Origin of the sequence: Rhizobium sp. SL86, assembly GCF_026672545.1 — a bacterium.
Taxonomy (GTDB): Bacteria; Pseudomonadota; Alphaproteobacteria; order Rhizobiales; family Rhizobiaceae; genus Neorhizobium.
Window position 1 is genome coordinate 933,187 of sequence record NZ_JAPPRJ010000001.1, and the last position, 17,036, is coordinate 950,222.

General features: G+C 63.5%; 16 protein-coding genes. 8 read left to right on the top strand and 8 right to left on the bottom strand.

Annotation, left to right across the window (positions count from 1 at the left end):
* The first annotated feature begins 108 nt into the window (after positions 1-108).
* The 4 genes from OU993_RS04715 to OU993_RS04730 all read left to right on the top strand — a co-directional run bounded on the left by OU993_RS04715 (position 109) and on the right by OU993_RS04730 (position 7,071).
* Entirely contained in the window at positions 109-3,762 is a 3,654-nt protein-coding gene (locus tag OU993_RS04715; RefSeq protein ID WP_268155087.1) for a peptidoglycan-binding protein, read from the top strand.
* A 202-nt stretch (positions 3,763-3,964) separates the two neighbouring features.
* On the top strand, positions 3,965-4,891 hold the full coding sequence (locus OU993_RS04720; RefSeq protein WP_268155088.1) for a sulfite exporter TauE/SafE family protein: 927 nt from the start codon (positions 3,965-3,967) through the stop codon (positions 4,889-4,891).
* A gap of 8 nt (positions 4,892-4,899) precedes the next feature.
* Positions 4,900-5,697, top strand: a complete 798-nt coding sequence (locus OU993_RS04725) for a TIGR02186 family protein (protein ID WP_442792925.1) — start codon at positions 4,900-4,902, stop codon at positions 5,695-5,697.
* A gap of 84 nt (positions 5,698-5,781) precedes the next feature.
* Positions 5,782-7,071: a histidine-type phosphatase gene (locus OU993_RS04730; RefSeq protein WP_268155090.1), complete on the top strand. Its 1,290-nt coding sequence runs from the start codon at positions 5,782-5,784 to the stop codon at positions 7,069-7,071.
* 141 nt (positions 7,072-7,212) lie between these two features.
* Here the strand turns inward: OU993_RS04730 and OU993_RS04735 are convergent, their stop codons facing one another.
* Positions 7,213-8,001: a DUF4394 domain-containing protein gene (locus tag OU993_RS04735; RefSeq protein ID WP_268155091.1), complete on the bottom strand. Its 789-nt coding sequence runs from the start codon at positions 7,999-8,001 to the stop codon at positions 7,213-7,215.
* A gap of 191 nt (positions 8,002-8,192) precedes the next feature.
* Here OU993_RS04735 and OU993_RS04740 point away from each other — a divergent pair, with 191 nt between their 5' ends.
* Entirely contained in the window at positions 8,193-8,753 is a 561-nt protein-coding gene (locus OU993_RS04740; RefSeq protein WP_268155092.1) for a sigma-70 family RNA polymerase sigma factor, read from the top strand.
* The gene (locus OU993_RS04745) at positions 8,750-9,448 is read left to right on the top strand and encodes an anti-sigma factor (protein ID WP_268155093.1); all 699 of its coding nucleotides are present in this window, start codon (positions 8,750-8,752) and stop codon (positions 9,446-9,448) included. The genes OU993_RS04740 and OU993_RS04745 overlap by 4 nt, the downstream gene beginning before the upstream one ends.
* Before the next feature lie 4 nt (positions 9,449-9,452).
* Here the strand turns inward: OU993_RS04745 and pdeM are convergent, their stop codons facing one another.
* The 7 genes from pdeM to OU993_RS04780 form a co-directional block, all read right to left on the bottom strand.
* Complete coding sequence (gene pdeM / locus OU993_RS04750; RefSeq protein WP_268157511.1) at positions 9,453-10,178, bottom strand: ligase-associated DNA damage response endonuclease PdeM; 726 nt, start codon at positions 10,176-10,178, stop codon at positions 9,453-9,455.
* Entirely contained in the window at positions 10,178-10,861 is a 684-nt protein-coding gene (locus tag OU993_RS04755; RefSeq protein WP_268155094.1) for a nucleotidyl transferase AbiEii/AbiGii toxin family protein, read from the bottom strand. Before OU993_RS04755 ends, pdeM begins: the two co-directional genes overlap by 1 nt.
* Complete coding sequence (locus OU993_RS04760; protein ID WP_268155095.1) at positions 10,821-11,171, bottom strand: hypothetical protein; 351 nt, start codon at positions 11,169-11,171, stop codon at positions 10,821-10,823. The genes OU993_RS04755 and OU993_RS04760 overlap by 41 nt, the downstream gene beginning before the upstream one ends.
* Before the next feature lie 31 nt (positions 11,172-11,202).
* Positions 11,203-13,734, bottom strand: coding sequence for a ligase-associated DNA damage response DEXH box helicase (locus OU993_RS04765; RefSeq protein ID WP_442792927.1), 2,532 nt, complete (start codon positions 13,732-13,734; stop codon positions 11,203-11,205).
* 39 nt (positions 13,735-13,773) lie between these two features.
* Positions 13,774-14,418, bottom strand: coding sequence for a YitT family protein (locus OU993_RS04770; RefSeq protein ID WP_268155096.1), 645 nt, complete (start codon positions 14,416-14,418; stop codon positions 13,774-13,776).
* Positions 14,418-15,053, bottom strand: coding sequence for a YitT family protein (locus OU993_RS04775; RefSeq protein WP_268155097.1), 636 nt, complete (start codon positions 15,051-15,053; stop codon positions 14,418-14,420). Before OU993_RS04775 ends, OU993_RS04770 begins: the two co-directional genes overlap by 1 nt.
* Before the next feature lie 100 nt (positions 15,054-15,153).
* Entirely contained in the window at positions 15,154-16,089 is a 936-nt protein-coding gene (locus tag OU993_RS04780; protein WP_268155098.1) for a class I SAM-dependent DNA methyltransferase, read from the bottom strand.
* 154 nt (positions 16,090-16,243) lie between these two features.
* Here OU993_RS04780 and OU993_RS04785 point away from each other — a divergent pair, with 154 nt between their 5' ends.
* Both OU993_RS04785 and OU993_RS04790 read left to right on the top strand, forming a co-directional pair.
* The gene (locus tag OU993_RS04785) at positions 16,244-16,510 is read left to right on the top strand and encodes a DUF6460 domain-containing protein (protein ID WP_165215756.1); all 267 of its coding nucleotides are present in this window, start codon (positions 16,244-16,246) and stop codon (positions 16,508-16,510) included.
* Between the two features lie 5 nt (positions 16,511-16,515).
* Positions 16,516-17,004 carry a CAP domain-containing protein gene (locus tag OU993_RS04790; protein WP_442792928.1) on the top strand — a complete coding sequence of 163 codons (489 nt, stop codon included), beginning with the start codon at positions 16,516-16,518 and terminating at the stop codon, positions 17,002-17,004.
* Positions 17,005-17,036 lie beyond the last annotated feature (32 nt).

Sequence of the window (17,036 nt, forward strand, 5' to 3'; positions counted from 1 at the left end):
CACCGTCCTGGCCTTGAACGCAGTCGAAAGACACACCGGCGGCGCCCCGCAACCGACAGGCCTTTTGGACCATCCCACGGGATCGCGCAGCCGAAGCGAGCAAAGACGATGAATGGATCACGCCTCAATTCCAACCCTAGCGGTGAACGGTCTTCGCTTGATGCGCTCAACCGCACCATCGAGGGACTGGAAGCCCGGATCGAGGGTCTGTTGAAAGCCTCGGGCCGTGAGAAGCGCACCGCTGCCGATCGTCTGGCGGATGCCAACCATCGCGTCGAGGTGCAGGCTCCCGCGCCAGCTCCCCGCCGTGGCAATCCCGATCTCGATGCGCTGAACGAAATCCGCCAGCGCCAACGCATGCTGGAAGGGCGCGACCGCGATGCCCGCCGTCCGCTGGCCGAGATGGCACCGCAGGACCGCAGGCTGCCGGAACCGCCGCCCGTGGCACCGCGGATCGCCGAACCGAGACGGATGCCTGTCGAACCCGCCATCAGCCGCGACACCTATTCCGAACCGCCGCGACGTGCGCCGCTTCAGCGCGAGCCGGATGTGAGGGATGTGGCCCAGGCCCTGCAGGATCTGCGCCGCGAACTGAAGCACGACATTTCCAGCAGCATCGCGCACGAGATGAACACGCTGCGAAGCGAACTGACATCCTTCGGCGAACTGTCGAAGAACCGCGACCTGACCCATGAATTGCGCGAGGAGCTGGTGCGCCTGGCGCATGGCGTCGACGGGCTCAGCCGCCGCGCTCCGTCGGGGGCTTCCGAGGTGCGCGCCGAACTCGACGATCTGCGCCGCCTGATCGATGGCCTTGCAACGGCCGATTCGGTGCACCGCATGGAAGCCCGCTGGTCCGAACTGGAAGACCGTTTCCAGGACCTCGACACCGCCGGCATCCAGAAGGAGCTGATTGCCCTCGCTTACCGCATCGACGGCGTCAAGGCGGAACTGGGGACCATGGCCGACAGCCCGGCGATCCGGGCCCTGGAAGACAAGATCCTCACGCTTGCCGGTCTGGTGGAAGAGCTGAATGCCCGTCCGCAACAGCAGGACGATCTTTTCGCCGACCAGTTTTCCCATCTCGACCAGCGGCTGGACGAGATCTCGCGGGCGGTTGCCGCCGGCGCGCGGACGCGTGGCATGGACAGCGAGGAGCAGGCCGCCCTGCGCCGGCTGGAAGACCGCCTCACCTCGCTGACCGACCGCATTGCCAGCCTTGCGCACATGCAGGATGCGCAACGTCTCGAAGAGCGGCTGGACGAGCTGGCCGCGCATATGGGCCAGATGCCCTCTGCGGATCTCACCGGTTACATCGCCGATCTGTCGCGCAAGATCGATGCGCTTGCCCACGAACAGACAAGCGAAGGGCTGGGGGAACGACTGGACGAACTGAACCGGCGCATCGACGACCTGGGGCGCCATTCTTCCATGTCCGTCCCTGCGGACGACGCCGGTCTCGAGCGCCTTGAGGTTCGGCTGGACGAAATTGCCGCCCGGCTGGATGAGGCTGCGCGCGGACCGCAGGGCGACAACCAGGCGATCATCAATCTCGAACGGCAGATCGCCCATCTGTCCGGGCTGCTGAGCGAACCGCGCCCGGACATGGCCGCAGCACTTCCCGGCGGCCTCGATCAGCGGATCGCCTCGATCGAAAGCTACATGGCGACGAGCGACGAATATATCCTGGAAGCCGCGCGCCATGCCGCGGAAGCGGTGATCGAGAACTATGCGCGCTCGCCGCGTGAGGCCGGCGCCGCAGGCCCGGACACGGCACAACTCGTCGGGCTGGCCGAGGATCTGCGCCATCTGGAGGAGCTGGCACGTTCCTCCGAGGAGCGCACCCATGCGGCGTTCGACGGCGTACACCGCACGCTCGTCAAGATTGCCGAGCGGCTGGACAAGATGGAAGACCACATGACCGTGCGTGGCGGCTCGCTGCTGGGCAGCACCGCCGCGGCACCGAAAGCGCATGTGGCCGCCGGCGACATCCGTCCGCCGCTCGTTGCCCCTTCGGCGCCCGTCGAACGGGCGACGGCGTCCCGCACGACCGAGGACATCCTGGCGGAATCGACTGCGAACATCGACCTGCTGTCGCCGGCCTTCGCCGAACCCGTGGACACGGCAGACGAAAAATCCGGGCTGCTGGCCGGCCTGAAACACCGCCTGCGTCCGAAGCCCAAGGCCGAAGCGCCCCGACCATCGCGTTCCGTCGTGGAGCCGGCCCCTTCGATCGATCCGACGGACGTTCTTCCGAGCGAACACGAAAACGACCTGCTGGAGCCCGGTTCGGGCATGCCCGACGTGCGCAAGATCCTGGAGCGCGTGCGGGCAACCCAGGCAGCCAATCCCGCAGCCCAGAGCGCCGATGGCGAACGGGTCGATTATATTGCCGCAGCCCGGCGTGCCGCCAAGGCCGCGGCCCAGGAAACGGACCCGCTGCATACGCTCGTCAAGGACAAGACGACTACCCGGACGAAGGGCAAGGTTGCGCCGCCCGCCTCTGGCCTCAAGGGTGCGCTTGGCCGGCATCGTCGACCGATCCTGATGGCGGTCGGGGCGATCCTGCTGGCGCTGATGGCAATGCCGCTCGTCAGCACGCTGACCCGTGGCGACAAGCCGGTCCCGGCAACCGTCTCCACCTCGAACCAGACCTCCTCCAAGCTGGACGCCCCCAAGACGGCGGTCGCGCAGACCGCGACGTCCGAAACGCCGGTTGTTGCCGCCACAACCGCCTCGGCACCTGCCGAACCGGAACAGGCGCCGGTCGCCGCGCCCGAAACGGCGCAGACCGAACCGCCGCAGGCAGAACCGGTTCCGGAAGAACTGGCCAAGGCGCCGGCATCCAGTGAGAGCAGCGAGACGGCAGCCGCCGCTCCGGCCATGGCCGATGCGATCAAGGTTCCTGCAACGATCACGCCGAAATCGCTCTCCGATGCGGCCGCCAAGGGCGATCCGCAGGCGCTGTTCGAAATCGGTGCTCGTTTCACCGAAGGCCGCGGCGTGACCGCCGATCCGAAGGAAGCGGCCCGCTGGTACGAGCTTGCAGCCGAGCGCGGTTTCGCGCCGGCGCAATACCGTCTCGGCAGCCTTTACGAAAAAGGGACCGGCGTCGAACGCGACATGGCAAAGGCCATGGCGCTTTACGAAGAAGCCGCCCGCGCCGGCAATGCCAGCTCCATGCACAATCTGGCCGTGCTTTATGCCTCCGGCGCCACGGGGTCTGCCAATTACAAGGCCGCCGTCGAGTGGTTCACCAAGGCGGCCGATCACGGGATTACCGACAGCCAGTTCAACCTCGCGATCCTTTATGCGCGCGGCAATGGCACCGCGCAGAATCTGGAAGAGTCCTACAAGTGGTTCGCCGTTGCCGCCAAGGAAGGTGACAAGGACGCCGCCCAGAAGCGGGACGAAGTGGCGAATGCGCTGAAACCCGAACAGCTGCAGAGCGCCAAGGCGAAGGCGGAGATGTGGAAACCGCAGCCGCTCGACGACCGCGCCAACAGCGTCAACCTGCCGGACGAATGGGTCAGCAAGGGCCAGACGACCGCCAGCATCGACATGGAAAAGGCGATCCGCAACATCCAGGCCATCCTCAACAAGCGTGGTTACGATGCCGGCCAGCCGGATGGCATGATGGGCAAAAAGACGATTACCGCCATCAAGGAATTCCAGAAAAAGAACGGCCTTCCGGAAGACGGCAACATCACCGAACCGCTGGTGCGCAAGCTTCTCGAAGAGAATCAGGCGAAGGGCGCCTGAAAGCGTTGACGTTGCGGCGAAAAAAGCGGCCGCAACGCCGTTTCCGAATTGACTACGGCCCCCTCGCATCGCATGAGGTTAGTCTCGGCGGAGGCCCTGCCAGGCCATCGGCCGCGGACTGATTTCATGTGCCGCAACGGACGCCCTGCCCCGCCCGCAGCCTCCCGGAACGGCAAAGCTTGTTGCTGATCGTGAGGCGCCCGTGACTGTCTATCTGCCGATCGCTGAGCTTTCGGTGAACATCTTCATCATTCTCGGCATGGGGGCTGCCGTTGGCTTTCTGTCCGGCATGTTCGGGGTGGGCGGTGGCTTCCTGATCACGCCGCTTCTGATCTTCTACAACATCCCGCCGGTGGTCGCCGTCGCAACCGGCGCCAACCAGGTGGTTGCCTCCTCGATCTCCGGTGCGATCAGCCATTTCCGCCGCGGAACGCTCGACCTCAAGCTCGGCAGCGTGCTTCTGGTGGGCGGCATTGCGGGGGCCACACTCGGGGTGTGGATCTTCTCCTGGCTGCGCCGCGTCGGCCAGCTGGACCTGATGATCTCGCTGCTTTATGTCGCCTTTCTCGGCACGATCGGCAGCCTGATGCTGGCGGAAAGCATTCGCGCCATGCGCCGGGCGGCGAAGAACCAGCCGCTGCCGCTGAAACGGCCCGGCCAGCACAACTGGGTGCACCGGCTGCCGCTGAAGATGCGGTTCAAAAAATCGAAGATCTATCTCTCCGCCATTCCCGTGGTCGCGCTCGGTTTCGGCATCGGCATCCTCACCTCCGTCATGGGTGTCGGCGGCGGCTTCATCATGGTGCCGGCGATGATCTATCTTTTGCGCATCCCGACCAATGTCGTCGTTGGAACCTCGCTGTTCCAGATCATTTTCGTCACCGCCTACACGACCATGGTGCAGGCGGCGACGAACTATTCCGTCGATATCGTGCTGGCGACGATCCTGATGGTGGCCGGCGTGATCGGCGCGCAATACGGTGTGCGCGTCGGCCAGAAACTGCGCGGCGAACAGCTGCGCGCCCTTCTCGGCCTCTTGGTGCTGGCGGTTGGCCTGCGCCTGGCAATCGACCTCGTTCTCACGCCCGCCGACCTCTATTCGCTGTCGATCGAAGGTTTTGGCCCCTGATGATGACGATGCTGCGCGCCCTCGGCCTTCTCGTCTGCCTCTGTGCCGGTGTCACGCCCGCGACCGCCCAGTTGCTGAGCGGCGATGTGCCGACTGTCAGGGAAGGTCTGGAAATCGGCACCTCGACCAGCGAAATCGCGATCACCTCGGATTTCCGCGGCGCCGACCTGACGATTTTCGGCGCGCTGACCAATGCCGACGAACTGTTCCTCGCGATCGGGCAATACGACGTGGTGGTGACGCTGGAGGGGCCGCGCAACGAAACCACGGTACGGCGCAAGGACCGGGTGTTCGGCATCTGGATGAACACCCAATCGGTCACCTTCGAACAGGTGCCGGAATCCTATTCGGTTGCGAGCACCCGGCCGATCGATGACATCCAGGCGACCTCGTCGCTCAACCGCATGGGGATCGGCATCGATCATCTGGCGCTGGCGCCGATCGGTTACGTGGGCAATGCGCTGGCGGTGGCGGATTTCCGCGAGGCCTATCGCCGGCTGAAGCTCTCCAACGGCCTCTACCAGCGCGATTCCGCCGGCGTGCGTTTCGTCAGCCCCAGCCTGTTTCGCGCAACGGTGAAGCTGCCCGCCAACGTGCCGGACGGCGTGCATGTGGTGCATGCCTATCTGTTCAAGAGCGGCGAGCTGATCCTGCAGAAAGATCTGCCATTGCGCGTCGTCAAGACCGGTCTCGAACAGGCAATCACCGATGCCGCGCACGAAAAACCCATCGCCTATGGCCTGTTCTGCGTGCTGATTGCCGTGCTGACCGGCTGGGGCGCCAGCATCGTCTTCCGCAAGGACTGACGCCTATCCGGATCAATCGTCACATTTGCGGCAAAAAAACTCAGCTAGTAAATGTTATATCATTTATCTGGACGGGTTAACGCCATGCGTTTCAAGACTGTTCTGCTGGCCATTGTCGCGTGTCTCCTTGCCGGAGCGAGTTCGGCTGAAACGCTGATCAGCGACAAATACATCGCCCTGATGCGGCACGGCGTTCGCCCGCAGACGAGCATGAAAGAGCTGGAGAAGATGTCGCCCAAGGCCTGGGCCAAATGGGATACGGCCGATGGGCAACTGACGCCGCACGGCGCCGAGGCGGCGGCACAGCTCGCCCGTTGGGAAATCGGCATGCTGCGGGCCAAAGGCCTCGTCGCGGCCTCCGGCTGCCCGGCCGCAGGCCAGGTGTTCGGTTGGGCGAATGGTCCCATTCAACGCACGATCGATACCGGCAATGTGATCCTCTCGACCATGTTTGCGGGCTGCCAGCTGACCGTGGGCTTTACCAAGGGCGACGTCGATCCGCTTTATGCGGCCTCGGACACGGCGCTCGGCGCAGTTGATGTCGCAACCGCCAAGGCGGCCATCTTGGAGGCGGCCGGCGGCAGCTTCGATGCGATGAAGGCCAAGGTCCAGCCCCTAATGCAGGAGATGGACACGATCCTGGGCTGCGATGCGCCGGACAGTTCCTGCTCCATGCAGAAGCGCGACTGGACGATCGAGGTGAAGGAGGCCAAAGGCGATAAACCGGCCAGCGTCTCCGTGAAGGGCCCCTTGGCACAGGCCGGCACCGCCGTTCAGGTGTTCCTGCTGCAATATGCCAACGGCTTTCCGGCCGATCAGATCGCGTTCGGCCAGGCGCCGACCGCCGCCGACATCATCCGCCTCTCGGAACTCCGGCAGGTCAAATACGACGTGGGCAACCGCGTGCCGTATCTGGCCAAGCGTGATGCCTCCAATTTCCTGAACCAGTTGCTGCTGGCGCTTGCCACCGGCCCGCGGGACAAGGCGCCCGAAGGCGGACCGCCGAACGCAAACTTCCTGCTGCTGATGGGCAGCGACACGCAGCAGGCCGAAATCGCCGCGATCCTCGGCCTGCACTGGACGATCCCGCCTTACCTGGATGACGAAACACCGCCGACCGGTGCCCTGACCTTCGAGCGCCTGCATGATGAGAACGGCAAGGTCTATGTGAAGCTCGGTTTCGTGGCGCCCAGCCTCGACCAGATCCGCAATGCCTCGCCAATCACCGACAGCGCTCCGCCGCTGCAGTCACCGGTCAGCCTGCCGGGCTGCGAGGCACAGGTGCAGGACGGCGCCTGCCCGCTGGACACGTTCGTTTCCATCGCAAAGTCGAAGATGGACATGACGGCGGTAGCGCCGGTCGCCTACAACTGACGAGTCCGGAGGGTTCCCGCAACGCGGCGAATGAACCTGCCGCGGGAACCGTCCTGACCGGCCGGGGTGCGAGCAGCGTCCTGCGCCAGCAACAGGACTGAGGGCACGGAGCCGCCGGACAGCGGCTCCGCATCGCAAGCGTTACATCGAGGGCAGGACGGCGATGTCGCGGATCGGGCCCTGGGCGCCCGTCACCTCGGCCACCTTCGTCGCCTTGCCGCTCATGATATCGACGCTGTGCAGCGCATTGTCGGCGACCAGCCAGGCAGTGTTCTTGCCATCGGCGGTGGTCTCAATGTCGAAGGCATAGGTCTTCGCCATCTTTTCCCCACCCAGCTTGCCGATCGCCTTCAGCGTTCCGTCGTTCGGCTTGGTCTGCTGGATCAGGCCGCCGATGGTCGCGTCGATGTTGTACATCGCGGTCTTTTCCGGCTTGCCGAAGGAATTCAGATAGGCAGCCGCCACGATGTTGGGTTTCTCGCCCTTGTGCATGTCGCCCTCCTCGAAGGCGAGGCTGCCATCCACCGTGACGGCACCGGTCTCGGGATGAACACGATGGTTGGTCGTGCCGGTCATGTAACGCAGGCGGTCGGCGGCGGGGTTGAAATCGACGACGACCGGAGCGTCGGTCATCATCAGAGGCTTGTCCATCCTGGCAACTTCGGTGGCCTTGCCGGTTTCCGGATCGATCGTGACGATGACGTTGTCGGCGGTTACACCGACCAGCATGTTGTTTGCGGGCCGAAGGTCGATGCCGACAAGGCGCGTGACACCCTGCACTTCCATGGTTTCGGTGACGGCCGGTTTGTCGGTGTCGAACATCACCAGCATGCGATCGCCGACGAGGCCGACGACCGGTGCGGCAGATGCCGTTGCGACGGACGCGGCCAAAGCGGTGGACGCGATGAGGGCGGATGCGATCAGTCTCATGTCATATCTCCCGTTTCTGGTTCCAGGATGGCGATCGGCAGCGGTGTCGACGCCTCTCCTGATCTGAAGACACGGCAGCGGGCAGCTCTGGATGCAGACGCGCGAAATATTTCTCGTCCTGCGTCAGCCAGTGCATCCAATCGGGGCTCTCGCGCATAGTAGAAGCAGGAACCGCCACCCGGAGGACAGGCTTGGCCGCGGCAGACAGGACGACAGAAGAGCTTGCAGCGGATATCTCCGCTGTCGCGCAGGGCGACCGGCAGGCGCTGAAGCGGATTTTCGACGCGGAAGCCGGGCGGCTGATCGCGATTGCCGAACGCATCGTGCGCCGCCGCGACCTAGCCGAGGACGTGGTGCAGGATGCCTTCGTCGCCATCTGGCAGAAGGCGCATCAATACAGTCCCGATCGCGGTTCGGCGCGCGGCTGGCTCCATGCCATCGTGCGCAACCGCGCGCTCAACATCTTGCGCGACGGAAAACGCGAAGACCTGATGGATGGCGACGCACTGGAAACGCTGCAGGAAGCGGACCAGACCGAGGTCGTCATGAGCGCCTGGACGGCCCTCGACAGCCACCAACGACTGAGACGGTGTCTGGAAGCGCTGGAGGAGACCCGGCGCCGGGGTATTCTGATGGCCTATGTGGGCGGCTATAGCCATGGCGAAATTGCCGGACGTCTCAGCCTGCCGCTCGGTACCGCCAAAAGCTGGATCCGGCGCGGGCTGGCTTCGCTTCGGGAGTGCATGGCATGATCTTTGACGACCTCGAAGCCATCGCGGACGAATATGTTCTGGGCCTTCTCGACCCGGCGGAGCAGGCCGCGGTGGAGGCGGAAGCGAACCGCAACCCCGCCCTTCAGCAGGCGATCGGCCGGGCGCAGGACCGTTTCCTGCCGCTCGACATGACGGCCGCGCCCGTGCCTGTGCCACCGGATCTGTGGCCGCGGATCGAAGCCCGTCTTTCACCGGCCAAGGTGAACCGCGCGGAGGAGCCGCCGCCCGCGGCCAACGACAACCGGCTGCGCTTCTGGCGGCGTTCGGCTTTCGGCGGTCTTGCCGCAAGCCTTCTCCTGGCGATCGGGCTTGGCTGGAGCCTGATGCGGAGCGTGGAACCGCTGGTCGTCGCCGTGCTGGTGAACGAGGCGGGCGAGGTGCAGGCGGTGGTGGAAGATTTCGGCTCGGAGCGCGCCGTCGTGCGACTGCTGACCGATGTCGGTCTTCCCGCCGACCGCACGCTTCAAGTCTGGACGCTGCCGAGCAAGGATATGGGACCGGTCTCGCTCGGCCTCATCGATGGCGCAAGCTCCACACGGCTCGATCCGCCGAGCCTGCCGCGCCCGCGTGACGCACAGCTCTACGAGATCACGCTGGAGCCGGCAGGCGGTTCACCGACCGGCCGTCCGACGGGACCGATCCTGGCGAAGGGTTTTGCAAAACTGCCGCGATAGCGGTTCAACCAATGAGGCTGTTGAACCGCACCGAATAGATGCGGTCGCGGCCGAGCAGGTGGGCGATCAGGTCGGCGCGGTCGAAGAGGCCGTGCATGGCCTTGTGCTTGAGATCGAGACCGCCGGTCAGCACGCCGAAAGCCGGCATGACGAGCCGCGAGCCATCGCTGGCAAAACAGGCGCGGCGAACATATTTGCCGCGCCGGCAGACGGTGGCGGACGGATGCAGGTGGCCTGCAATCTCCCCCTTGCCAAGCAGCAGGCTCGGTTCATGGCGGAAAACGAGACCGGAAAACACCAGTTCATCCGCCGACTGGCCGGGCAGATCGAAAATGCCATCCGGATCGTGGTTTCCGTTGATCCAGATCCAGTCGCGCCCGCGCGCCAGAGCCGCAATCACGCTGCGAAAGGCCTCCGGCATCAGTTCCGAACCGCGCCGGTCGTGGAAATTGTCGCCGAGCGAAATGACCATTCGTGGGTCGTAACGGGTGATGACGGCGGACAGAAGGTTGAGGGTCGCCAGCGTATCATACGGTGGCAGCATCATGCCGCGGCGGGCAAAGGCGGCGCCCTTTTCCAGGTGCAAGTCGGAGACGACAAGGCACTCATGGTCCGGCAGATACAGCGCGCCCAGCGGATCACACAGAGCCGCAACGCCATTGACGAGGATCTCCGCGCCGGCAACCGGGCTGGTGATGTCTGCGGCGGCGAGCGCCAGTCTGTGGTTCATCATTGCTTACCAATCGTCCCGGAAGTTCCACCGGATTCCATGAATTCCAAAGCCTCGATGGCAAGGTCATAGGTGCGGTGGATGTAGCTTTCGCCAAATGGCGTTGGATTGACTTCCTCGTGCATCGCTTCTTCCAAAGCGTCTTTGCGCGTTTCGATCCGCAACCGCAAACGAGAATAGACATCAGGTGTGAGGAAGGGCGAGGCGGCCGCATGCGCCAGTTCATCGCGAAGGACGAGATAGGTGCCGGCAAGATCAAAGAGATCACGGCTTTTGAAGGTTGTCCCCCGATGATAGATTTTCTTCGCAATCACTTCCGCCGATCTTTCGCGGCTGATGATCCTGCCGTCGAATGCAAATGGAACGGTCGCATCCGCCAGAATGGGCGAAGCGCCCAGAAAATCGATTTCGCCGATATCCTTGACGATGAGTTTCAGGTAGTGGCCCGGATAATTGTAATCTGGACGACCGGTTTCCGGGTTCCAGCATATGCGTCTGGTCGTCTCATTTCGCACAGGCACCAGGCTTTGGATCACACCTGCCGAATCGACGAAGGCATCCAGATCGTAACTGATACGATGCTGCAGATCGATGGCGAGCGCGGTGCCTCCCCCGAAGGTCCATAACGGAGCCGGCCCTCCCTCAGGCATGACGGAGTCGAAGGCCTGCAGCGTCAGATCCATCAACCTCTGCCATTGGGACGGCAGCCATTTCCCGGATCCATCGCGCATTTTCACCATCCTCGTCGGCATCCCAGAATCGGAGCGCCTGCGCGAGACTATCAAAATCCACAGCGCCTTCCAAAACCAGATCCACGATGATGTTCAGGCCAACCTCTCGAAAGAAGGCTCGCACATGTGGGCGCCAGACCCGGTCCCTGTTTTCCAGACGAAGACAGGACAGCAGAGTTTCCGCATCGATCGGCAAAGGCAAGGGTGCGTTGACCGTCGTCAATGCCCGCCAGATCGCTTGATGATGGACCGAATTTTCCATTGTTCACATTTATCAGAGAAGCCTGAAGCTCTCAAGGAAGGTTGCCCATCGCCTCGGAGATCAGGTCTTCCGCCGCTTCTTCCAGCACAAACTCCTGCGCTTCGCCGGCCACCGGTTCGCGGCCGATTTCCAGCATGACCGGCACCGCGAGCGGCGAGACCCGATCGAGCGCCCGGTGAATCACATGGCCCCTGATTCGCCTGAGCATAGCGCCGAGGCGGCCAATGTCCAAAAGGCCCGATGCGGCATCCCGCCGCGTCGCTTCGAGCAGGATATGGTCCGGTTCGTGGCTGCGCAGCACGTCGTAGATGAGATCGGTCGAGACCGTGACCTGCCGGCCGGTCTTTTCCTTGCCCGGGTGCCGGCGTTCGATCAGGCCGGAAATCACTGCACACTGACGGAAGGTGCGCTTCAGCATGAAACTTTCGCCCAGCCAGGCCTCCAGATCATCACCCAGCATGTCCTCGTCGAACAGGTCACCCAGCGAGAGATGGTCGCGGTCGATCATCTGGCCCATATCGTTCAGCGACCAGATGGCAAGCGCATAATCATTGGCGACGAAACCGAGCGGCCTGGCCCCTGCCCGCTCCAGCCGGCGCGTGAGCAGCATGCCGAGGGTCTGGTGCGCGAGCCGTCCTTCGAAACAGTAGGCGACCATAAAAAAGCGGTTGCCGCGCGGAAAGGTTTCGATCAGCAGTTCGTCGCGCTTCGGCAGCATCGACTTCTCTTTCTGGATCGCCAGCCAGTCGCGCACCTGATCCGGCAATACATGCCAGCGCGAGGGATCGGCCAGCATGGCGCGCACCTGGTCCGCGAGATAGGTGGAGAGCGGAAATTTGCCCCCCGCATAGGCGGGGATTTTCGGATCGAGCGAGATGGCATTGGTGACCAGGCATTCGTTTTCGCGGATGCCCTCGAAGCGCAGCACCTTGCCGGAAAACAGGAAGGTATCGCCCTGCACCAGCTGTTCGAGAAAATATTCCTCGACCTTGCCGAGCGACATCCCGCCACGACCGACGGAGCCCAGCTGGTTGCGCTTTACCAGCCGCACATTCAGTTCGGTCGCCTCGACAATCGTGCCGAGGTTCATCCGGTATTGCTGGGCCACTTGCGGATTGGAGACCCGCCAGCGGCCCTCCTTCGTTTTGCGGATTTTTGCGTAACGTTCATAGGTGCGCAGCGCATAACCACCGGTCGCGACGAAATCGACGATGCGTTCGAACATCTCCCAGGAGAGATCGGCATAGGGCGAGGCGCTGGTCACCTCGTCGTAAAGTGCCAGGGCATCAAAGGGTTCGGCGCAGGCCATACCGAGCACGTGCTGGGCCAGGACATCGAGCGCGCCTTCGCCGACCGGCGGGGTGTCCTGGGCACCGATATAATTGGCATCGAGTGCTGCCTGGCACTCCATCACCTCGAACCGGTTGGCAGGCACCAGGATCGCCTTCGAGGGCTCGTCCATACGGTGGTTGGAACGGCCGATACGCTGGGCAAGCCGCGAGGCGCCTTTTGGCGCACCGACATGCACCACGAGATCGACATCACCCCAGTCGAGCCCCATGTCGAGCGTCGAGGTGGCAACGACGGCACGCAGCCTGTTGGCGCTCATCGCCGCCTCCACCTTGCGGCGCTGGCCGGCATCGAGAGAGCCGTGGTGGAGTGCGATCGGCAGGCTGTCGTCATTGATCGTCCAGAGCTCCTGGAAGAGCAGTTCGGCCTGGAACCGTGTGTTGACGAAGATCAGCGTGGTCTTGTGGTTGCGGATCTCCTCGTAGACCGCAGGGATGGCATAGGTCGCGACATGGCCGGCCCAGGGCAGCCGCTGCTCTGTCTGCATGATCGAGATATTGGGAGCCGCGCCGCCCGTGACATGCACGAGACCTGCTGGCGGTGCGGGGTATTCGCCCTGAGGAACCAGCCAGCGCTGCAGATCCATCGGATCGGAGACCGTCGCCGACAGGCCGATGGTGCGCAGACCCGGTGCGTGTTTGCGCAGTCGCGCCAGACCGAGCGACAGGAGGTGGCCGCGCTTCGAGGTGACGAGCGAATGCAGCTCGTCCAGCACCACATATTTGAGGTCCTTGAAAAAACGTTCCGCCTCCTTGTTGGCGAGCAACAGCGCCACCTGCTCCGGCGTCGTCAGGAGAATGTCCGGCGGGTTCAGCTTCTGGCGCTGGCGTTTGGATTGCGGCGTATCGCCGGTGCGGTTCTCGATCGTGACCGGCAGCCCCATTTCCGCCACCGGTTTCATCAGGTTGCGCTCGATATCGACGGCGAGCGCCTTCAAGGGCGAGATGTAGAGCGTGTGCACCCCGACAAAGGCGGAACCGGGCGGCAGCTTGCCGCGCCGGGTGAGATCCGTCAGCGAGGGCAGGAAACCGGCCAGCGTCTTGCCGGCCCCGGTCGGCGCGATCAGCAGCATGTTCTCGCCGGATGTGGCGCGGGCGAGCAGTTCCATCTGGTGCGCACGCGGCGCCCAGCCCTTGTCCGCGAACCATGTCTGAAACGGTCGCGGCAGGAGATCCAGGGCTGAGGTCGGGTGATCGGCGAGGCTTGTTTCCACGTCTGCCAAGGTAATGGCAGCCACGGGAAAAAGAAGAGGCTACCGCACGATATACCGATCGGTGCGGTGGTTGATGGCGAGCGTCAAGTTGAGCGTCACTGCCGCGAGGATCGAGCAGGCGATCACGAAGGGCGTGGCGACGAAGAAGGAGACGGTCAGCACCACGCCATCAAGCGCCAGCTGCACGAGGCCGGCGCGCCAGCCGAACTTGTCCTGCAGATAAAGCGCGAGGATGCCGAAACCGCCGAGGCTTGCCCGGTGGCGGAAGAGCGCCAGCATGCCGGTGCCGATCAGCAGGCCGCCGAAGAGGGCCGCCACCAGCGGGTTGATGTCGCCGATCGGGATCAGGCCCGGCAGGACGTCCGTGAAGAAGGAGGTCAGCGCCACCGTGATGAAGGTTTTCAGCGTGAAGGCCAGGCCCAGGCGCCTGTAGGCCACCCAGTAGAAGGGCAGGTTCACCAGGAAGAAGACGACGCCGAAACTGAGGCCGGTCGAATAGCGCAGCAGGAAACCGAGGCCGGCCGTGCCGCCGATCAGGAGATGGGCGGAGGAAAGCAGCGTCACGCCGAGCGCCGCCAGCATGGAGCCGGCCACCACGCCCTGGATGTCCTCCAGGACCGAATGACGATCCGAGCTCGAGGCCCAGAAACCGACCGGCGTCTTTTGCGGGCTTGCATCGGCCATTAGCGCACCACGATGTAACGGTCCGAGCGGTGGTTGATCGCCAGGAACAGGTTGAGGATCACGGCCCCGAGGATCGACCAGATGACGATCTGCCAATCGAGAACCAGGAAGGCTGATGCCATGACGCAGGTATCAAAGGCAAGCTGGATGAGGCCCGCCTGGATGCCGAAGCGTTCCTGGATGTAGATCGCCAGAATGCCGACACCGCCGAGGCTTGCCCGATGCCGGTAGAGCGCGAGCAGACCGTAGCCCAGCAGCAGGCCGCCCATCAGCGCACCCCAGAAGGGATGCAGGTAATTAATCAGCAGAAAGCGGTTTTCCAGCTCGGTCATCACCGAGACGAGGCCAATGGCAATGAAGGTCTTGGCCGAAAAGGCGAGCCCAAGGCGCTTGAAGGAGAGGTAATAGAACGGCAGGTTGACGAGGAAGAACAGCAGGCCGAACGAGATGTTGAAGGCGTAATGGACCAGGAAGGCGACGCCCGCCGTGCCGCCCGTCAGAAGGCCGACACGGTTCAGCAGATAAAAGCCGAGCGCCGAAACGAGCGCGCCGGTGAGCAGGCCCTGGCTGTCTTCGATCCACGTATGCTGCGAAGGGTCGGCACTGTAGAAGCCGAGCGTCTTTTTCTGTGACAAGCGCGTTTCCCGGTGTTGTTGTGCGGCAATTGTGCACTGCAAAACAAACCTCATCAAGATGGGACAGCATGCCTGACCGAAAAGGCAAGAATACTGCCGCTCAGCCCCCGAGGCGGGCAAGAAACAGAATGCCGTAAACGACTTTTCCGCCATCCATGCGAATGTCGGTTTTCCGCATGTCCACAAGCTCGAAACCGAAGCCCGCCGAGAGGGTCCGCACATAGGTTTCGGTGTGGGCATAACGCAGAGAGGCGAGCAGCGTGTAGCCCTCCTCCGCCGCCCCTGCATCCTCGACGGAGAAAGCAAACAGGCCGCCCGGTTTCAGGAGGTCTCTAACGAGCGCAAAGGTCGTGTCCAGGCTGCCGAGATACATCAGCACATCGGCGGCCGACACGAGGTCGGCGCGGGCCTTCGCCAGTCCTTCCGCAAACAGCGCCTCGGTGGTGAGAGCGCTGCTGAGATCCGCCTGGGCGAGATGGTGGTAAAGTCCCTTCTCTTCGGCCTTGGCCAGCATGTTGGCCGAGAGGTCGAAGCCTTCGAGGCGTCCGGTGGATCCGGCCACCTCGACCCCGAACAGGCCGGTGCCGCAGCCGAGATCGACGGTCAGGCCAAAGGGTGCATGCGGGCCAACCATGGCGAACAGCTTTTCCGGCACGCTGTAGTTCAGCTTGTCCAGAAGCGCGGTCTCAAACCGGTCGGCATAATCATCGAAGAGGCCCTCGACGTAAGCCGACGGCGGCGTGTCGGGCGTCGGTGCGGCGCCCAGCAGCGCGAGCTTCAGTTGCGCGCCAAAAATGCCGGTCTTGTCCAGTTCGTCCACCCGGCGAAAAGCCTCGATCGCCTGTTGGACCTGGCCTGCCTTCTGGTGCGCCTCGCCGAGCAGCACCCAGCCCGCCGTCCAGCCGGGCACGATCTCCAGCGCCTGTTCGAACAATTCGGCAGCGGCCGCATGATCGCCGGCTTCCGAGAGCATGCGGGCATAATCGGCGCGGCGGTCGGCGATCACGTCGCCGGACGAAAACTGGATGGGTGGCATCTGATTGAGATGGGCTTCTATAGTGAAAGAGCTCTGCGCTTCTGACCGAAGCCACAAAAAAACTCAAGTTCTATCGCAAGGGCGGCGCACGCTGCTTGCGGCCATGGTTTGCGGAAACTATGTCTCAGCACATATCAACCACGGAAGGACCCGCATGTCGGACCAGATGAACAGGCTGCTTGGCGACACGCCCGGGCGCACGATCGTCAAGCTCATCGTCGTCTCGCTGATCGTCGGCTTCGTGATGGCCGTGTTTGGCCTGAGACCGTTCGACATCGTCTACGGCCTGCGCGATTTCATTCTCGATCTGTGGCATCGCGGTTTCAATGCGCTCGGCGCCGTCGGCGATTACCTGATTGCCGGCGCCATGATCGTCATTCCCGCCTTCATCCTGCTTCGACTGTTCAGTTTCAGACGCTAATGACCCTGCCTTCTTCTCCGACAGCCCGGCGCGGTTTTCTCCTCGTGACCGGTGGTGCGCTTTTGAGCCTTGCCGGCTGTTCCACCTTCCGTCCGCCGGTTTCGGTCAATGGCGCCACCGACGATACACGCGCTGCCCTGCCGCTGGTCAATGCGCTCAGGGCCAAACACGGGCTTTCAAGCCTCTCTGCCTCTCAGCCGACCGGACGGGCCGCGGCCGAACAGGCGGTGCGCATGGCAAAAGCGGACCAGATGACCCATCTGATCGGGCTCGGCGACGATTTTGGCGCCCGGATGAAACGCAACGGCGTGCCGCTGCCGGCGGCAGAAAACATCGCCAGCGGCCAGAAGTCGGTGGAAGAGGCGGTGAAGGCCTGGATCGACTCGCCAAAACATCTGGAAAACATGTTAGGTTCCTACCGTTCGGTCGGGGTTGCCATGGCATTGTCACCCTCCACCGGGCGGCCCTACTGGGCCATGGTTCTGTCTGCCTGATCAGGATGTCGGCCTGAACTTTCCGGGATCCG

What these genes read in the sequence shown, in the direction of transcription:
- pdeM (WP_268157511.1), bottom strand. Translation starts at nt 10,178, where the DNA reads ATGAACCACAGACTGGCGCTCGCCGCCGCAGACATCACCAGCCCGGTT.
- OU993_RS04780 (WP_268155098.1), bottom strand. Translation starts at nt 16,089, where the DNA reads ATGCCACCCATCCAGTTTTCGTCCGGCGACGTGATCGCCGACCGCCGC.
- OU993_RS04715 (WP_268155087.1), top strand. Translation starts at nt 109, where the DNA reads ATGAATGGATCACGCCTCAATTCCAACCCTAGCGGTGAACGGTCTTCG.
- OU993_RS04760 (WP_268155095.1), bottom strand. Translation starts at nt 11,171, where the DNA reads ATGGAAAATTCGGTCCATCATCAAGCGATCTGGCGGGCATTGACGACG.
- OU993_RS04735 (WP_268155091.1), bottom strand. Translation starts at nt 8,001, where the DNA reads ATGAGACTGATCGCATCCGCCCTCATCGCGTCCACCGCTTTGGCCGCG.
- OU993_RS04745 (WP_268155093.1), top strand. Translation starts at nt 8,750, where the DNA reads ATGATCTTTGACGACCTCGAAGCCATCGCGGACGAATATGTTCTGGGC.
- OU993_RS04730 (WP_268155090.1), top strand. Translation starts at nt 5,782, where the DNA reads ATGCGTTTCAAGACTGTTCTGCTGGCCATTGTCGCGTGTCTCCTTGCC.
- OU993_RS04755 (WP_268155094.1), bottom strand. Translation starts at nt 10,861, where the DNA reads ATGGATCTGACGCTGCAGGCCTTCGACTCCGTCATGCCTGAGGGAGGG.
- OU993_RS04725 (WP_442792925.1), top strand. Translation starts at nt 4,900, where the DNA reads ATGCTGCGCGCCCTCGGCCTTCTCGTCTGCCTCTGTGCCGGTGTCACG.
- OU993_RS04785 (WP_165215756.1), top strand. Translation starts at nt 16,244, where the DNA reads ATGTCGGACCAGATGAACAGGCTGCTTGGCGACACGCCCGGGCGCACG.
- OU993_RS04770 (WP_268155096.1), bottom strand. Translation starts at nt 14,418, where the DNA reads ATGGCCGATGCAAGCCCGCAAAAGACGCCGGTCGGTTTCTGGGCCTCG.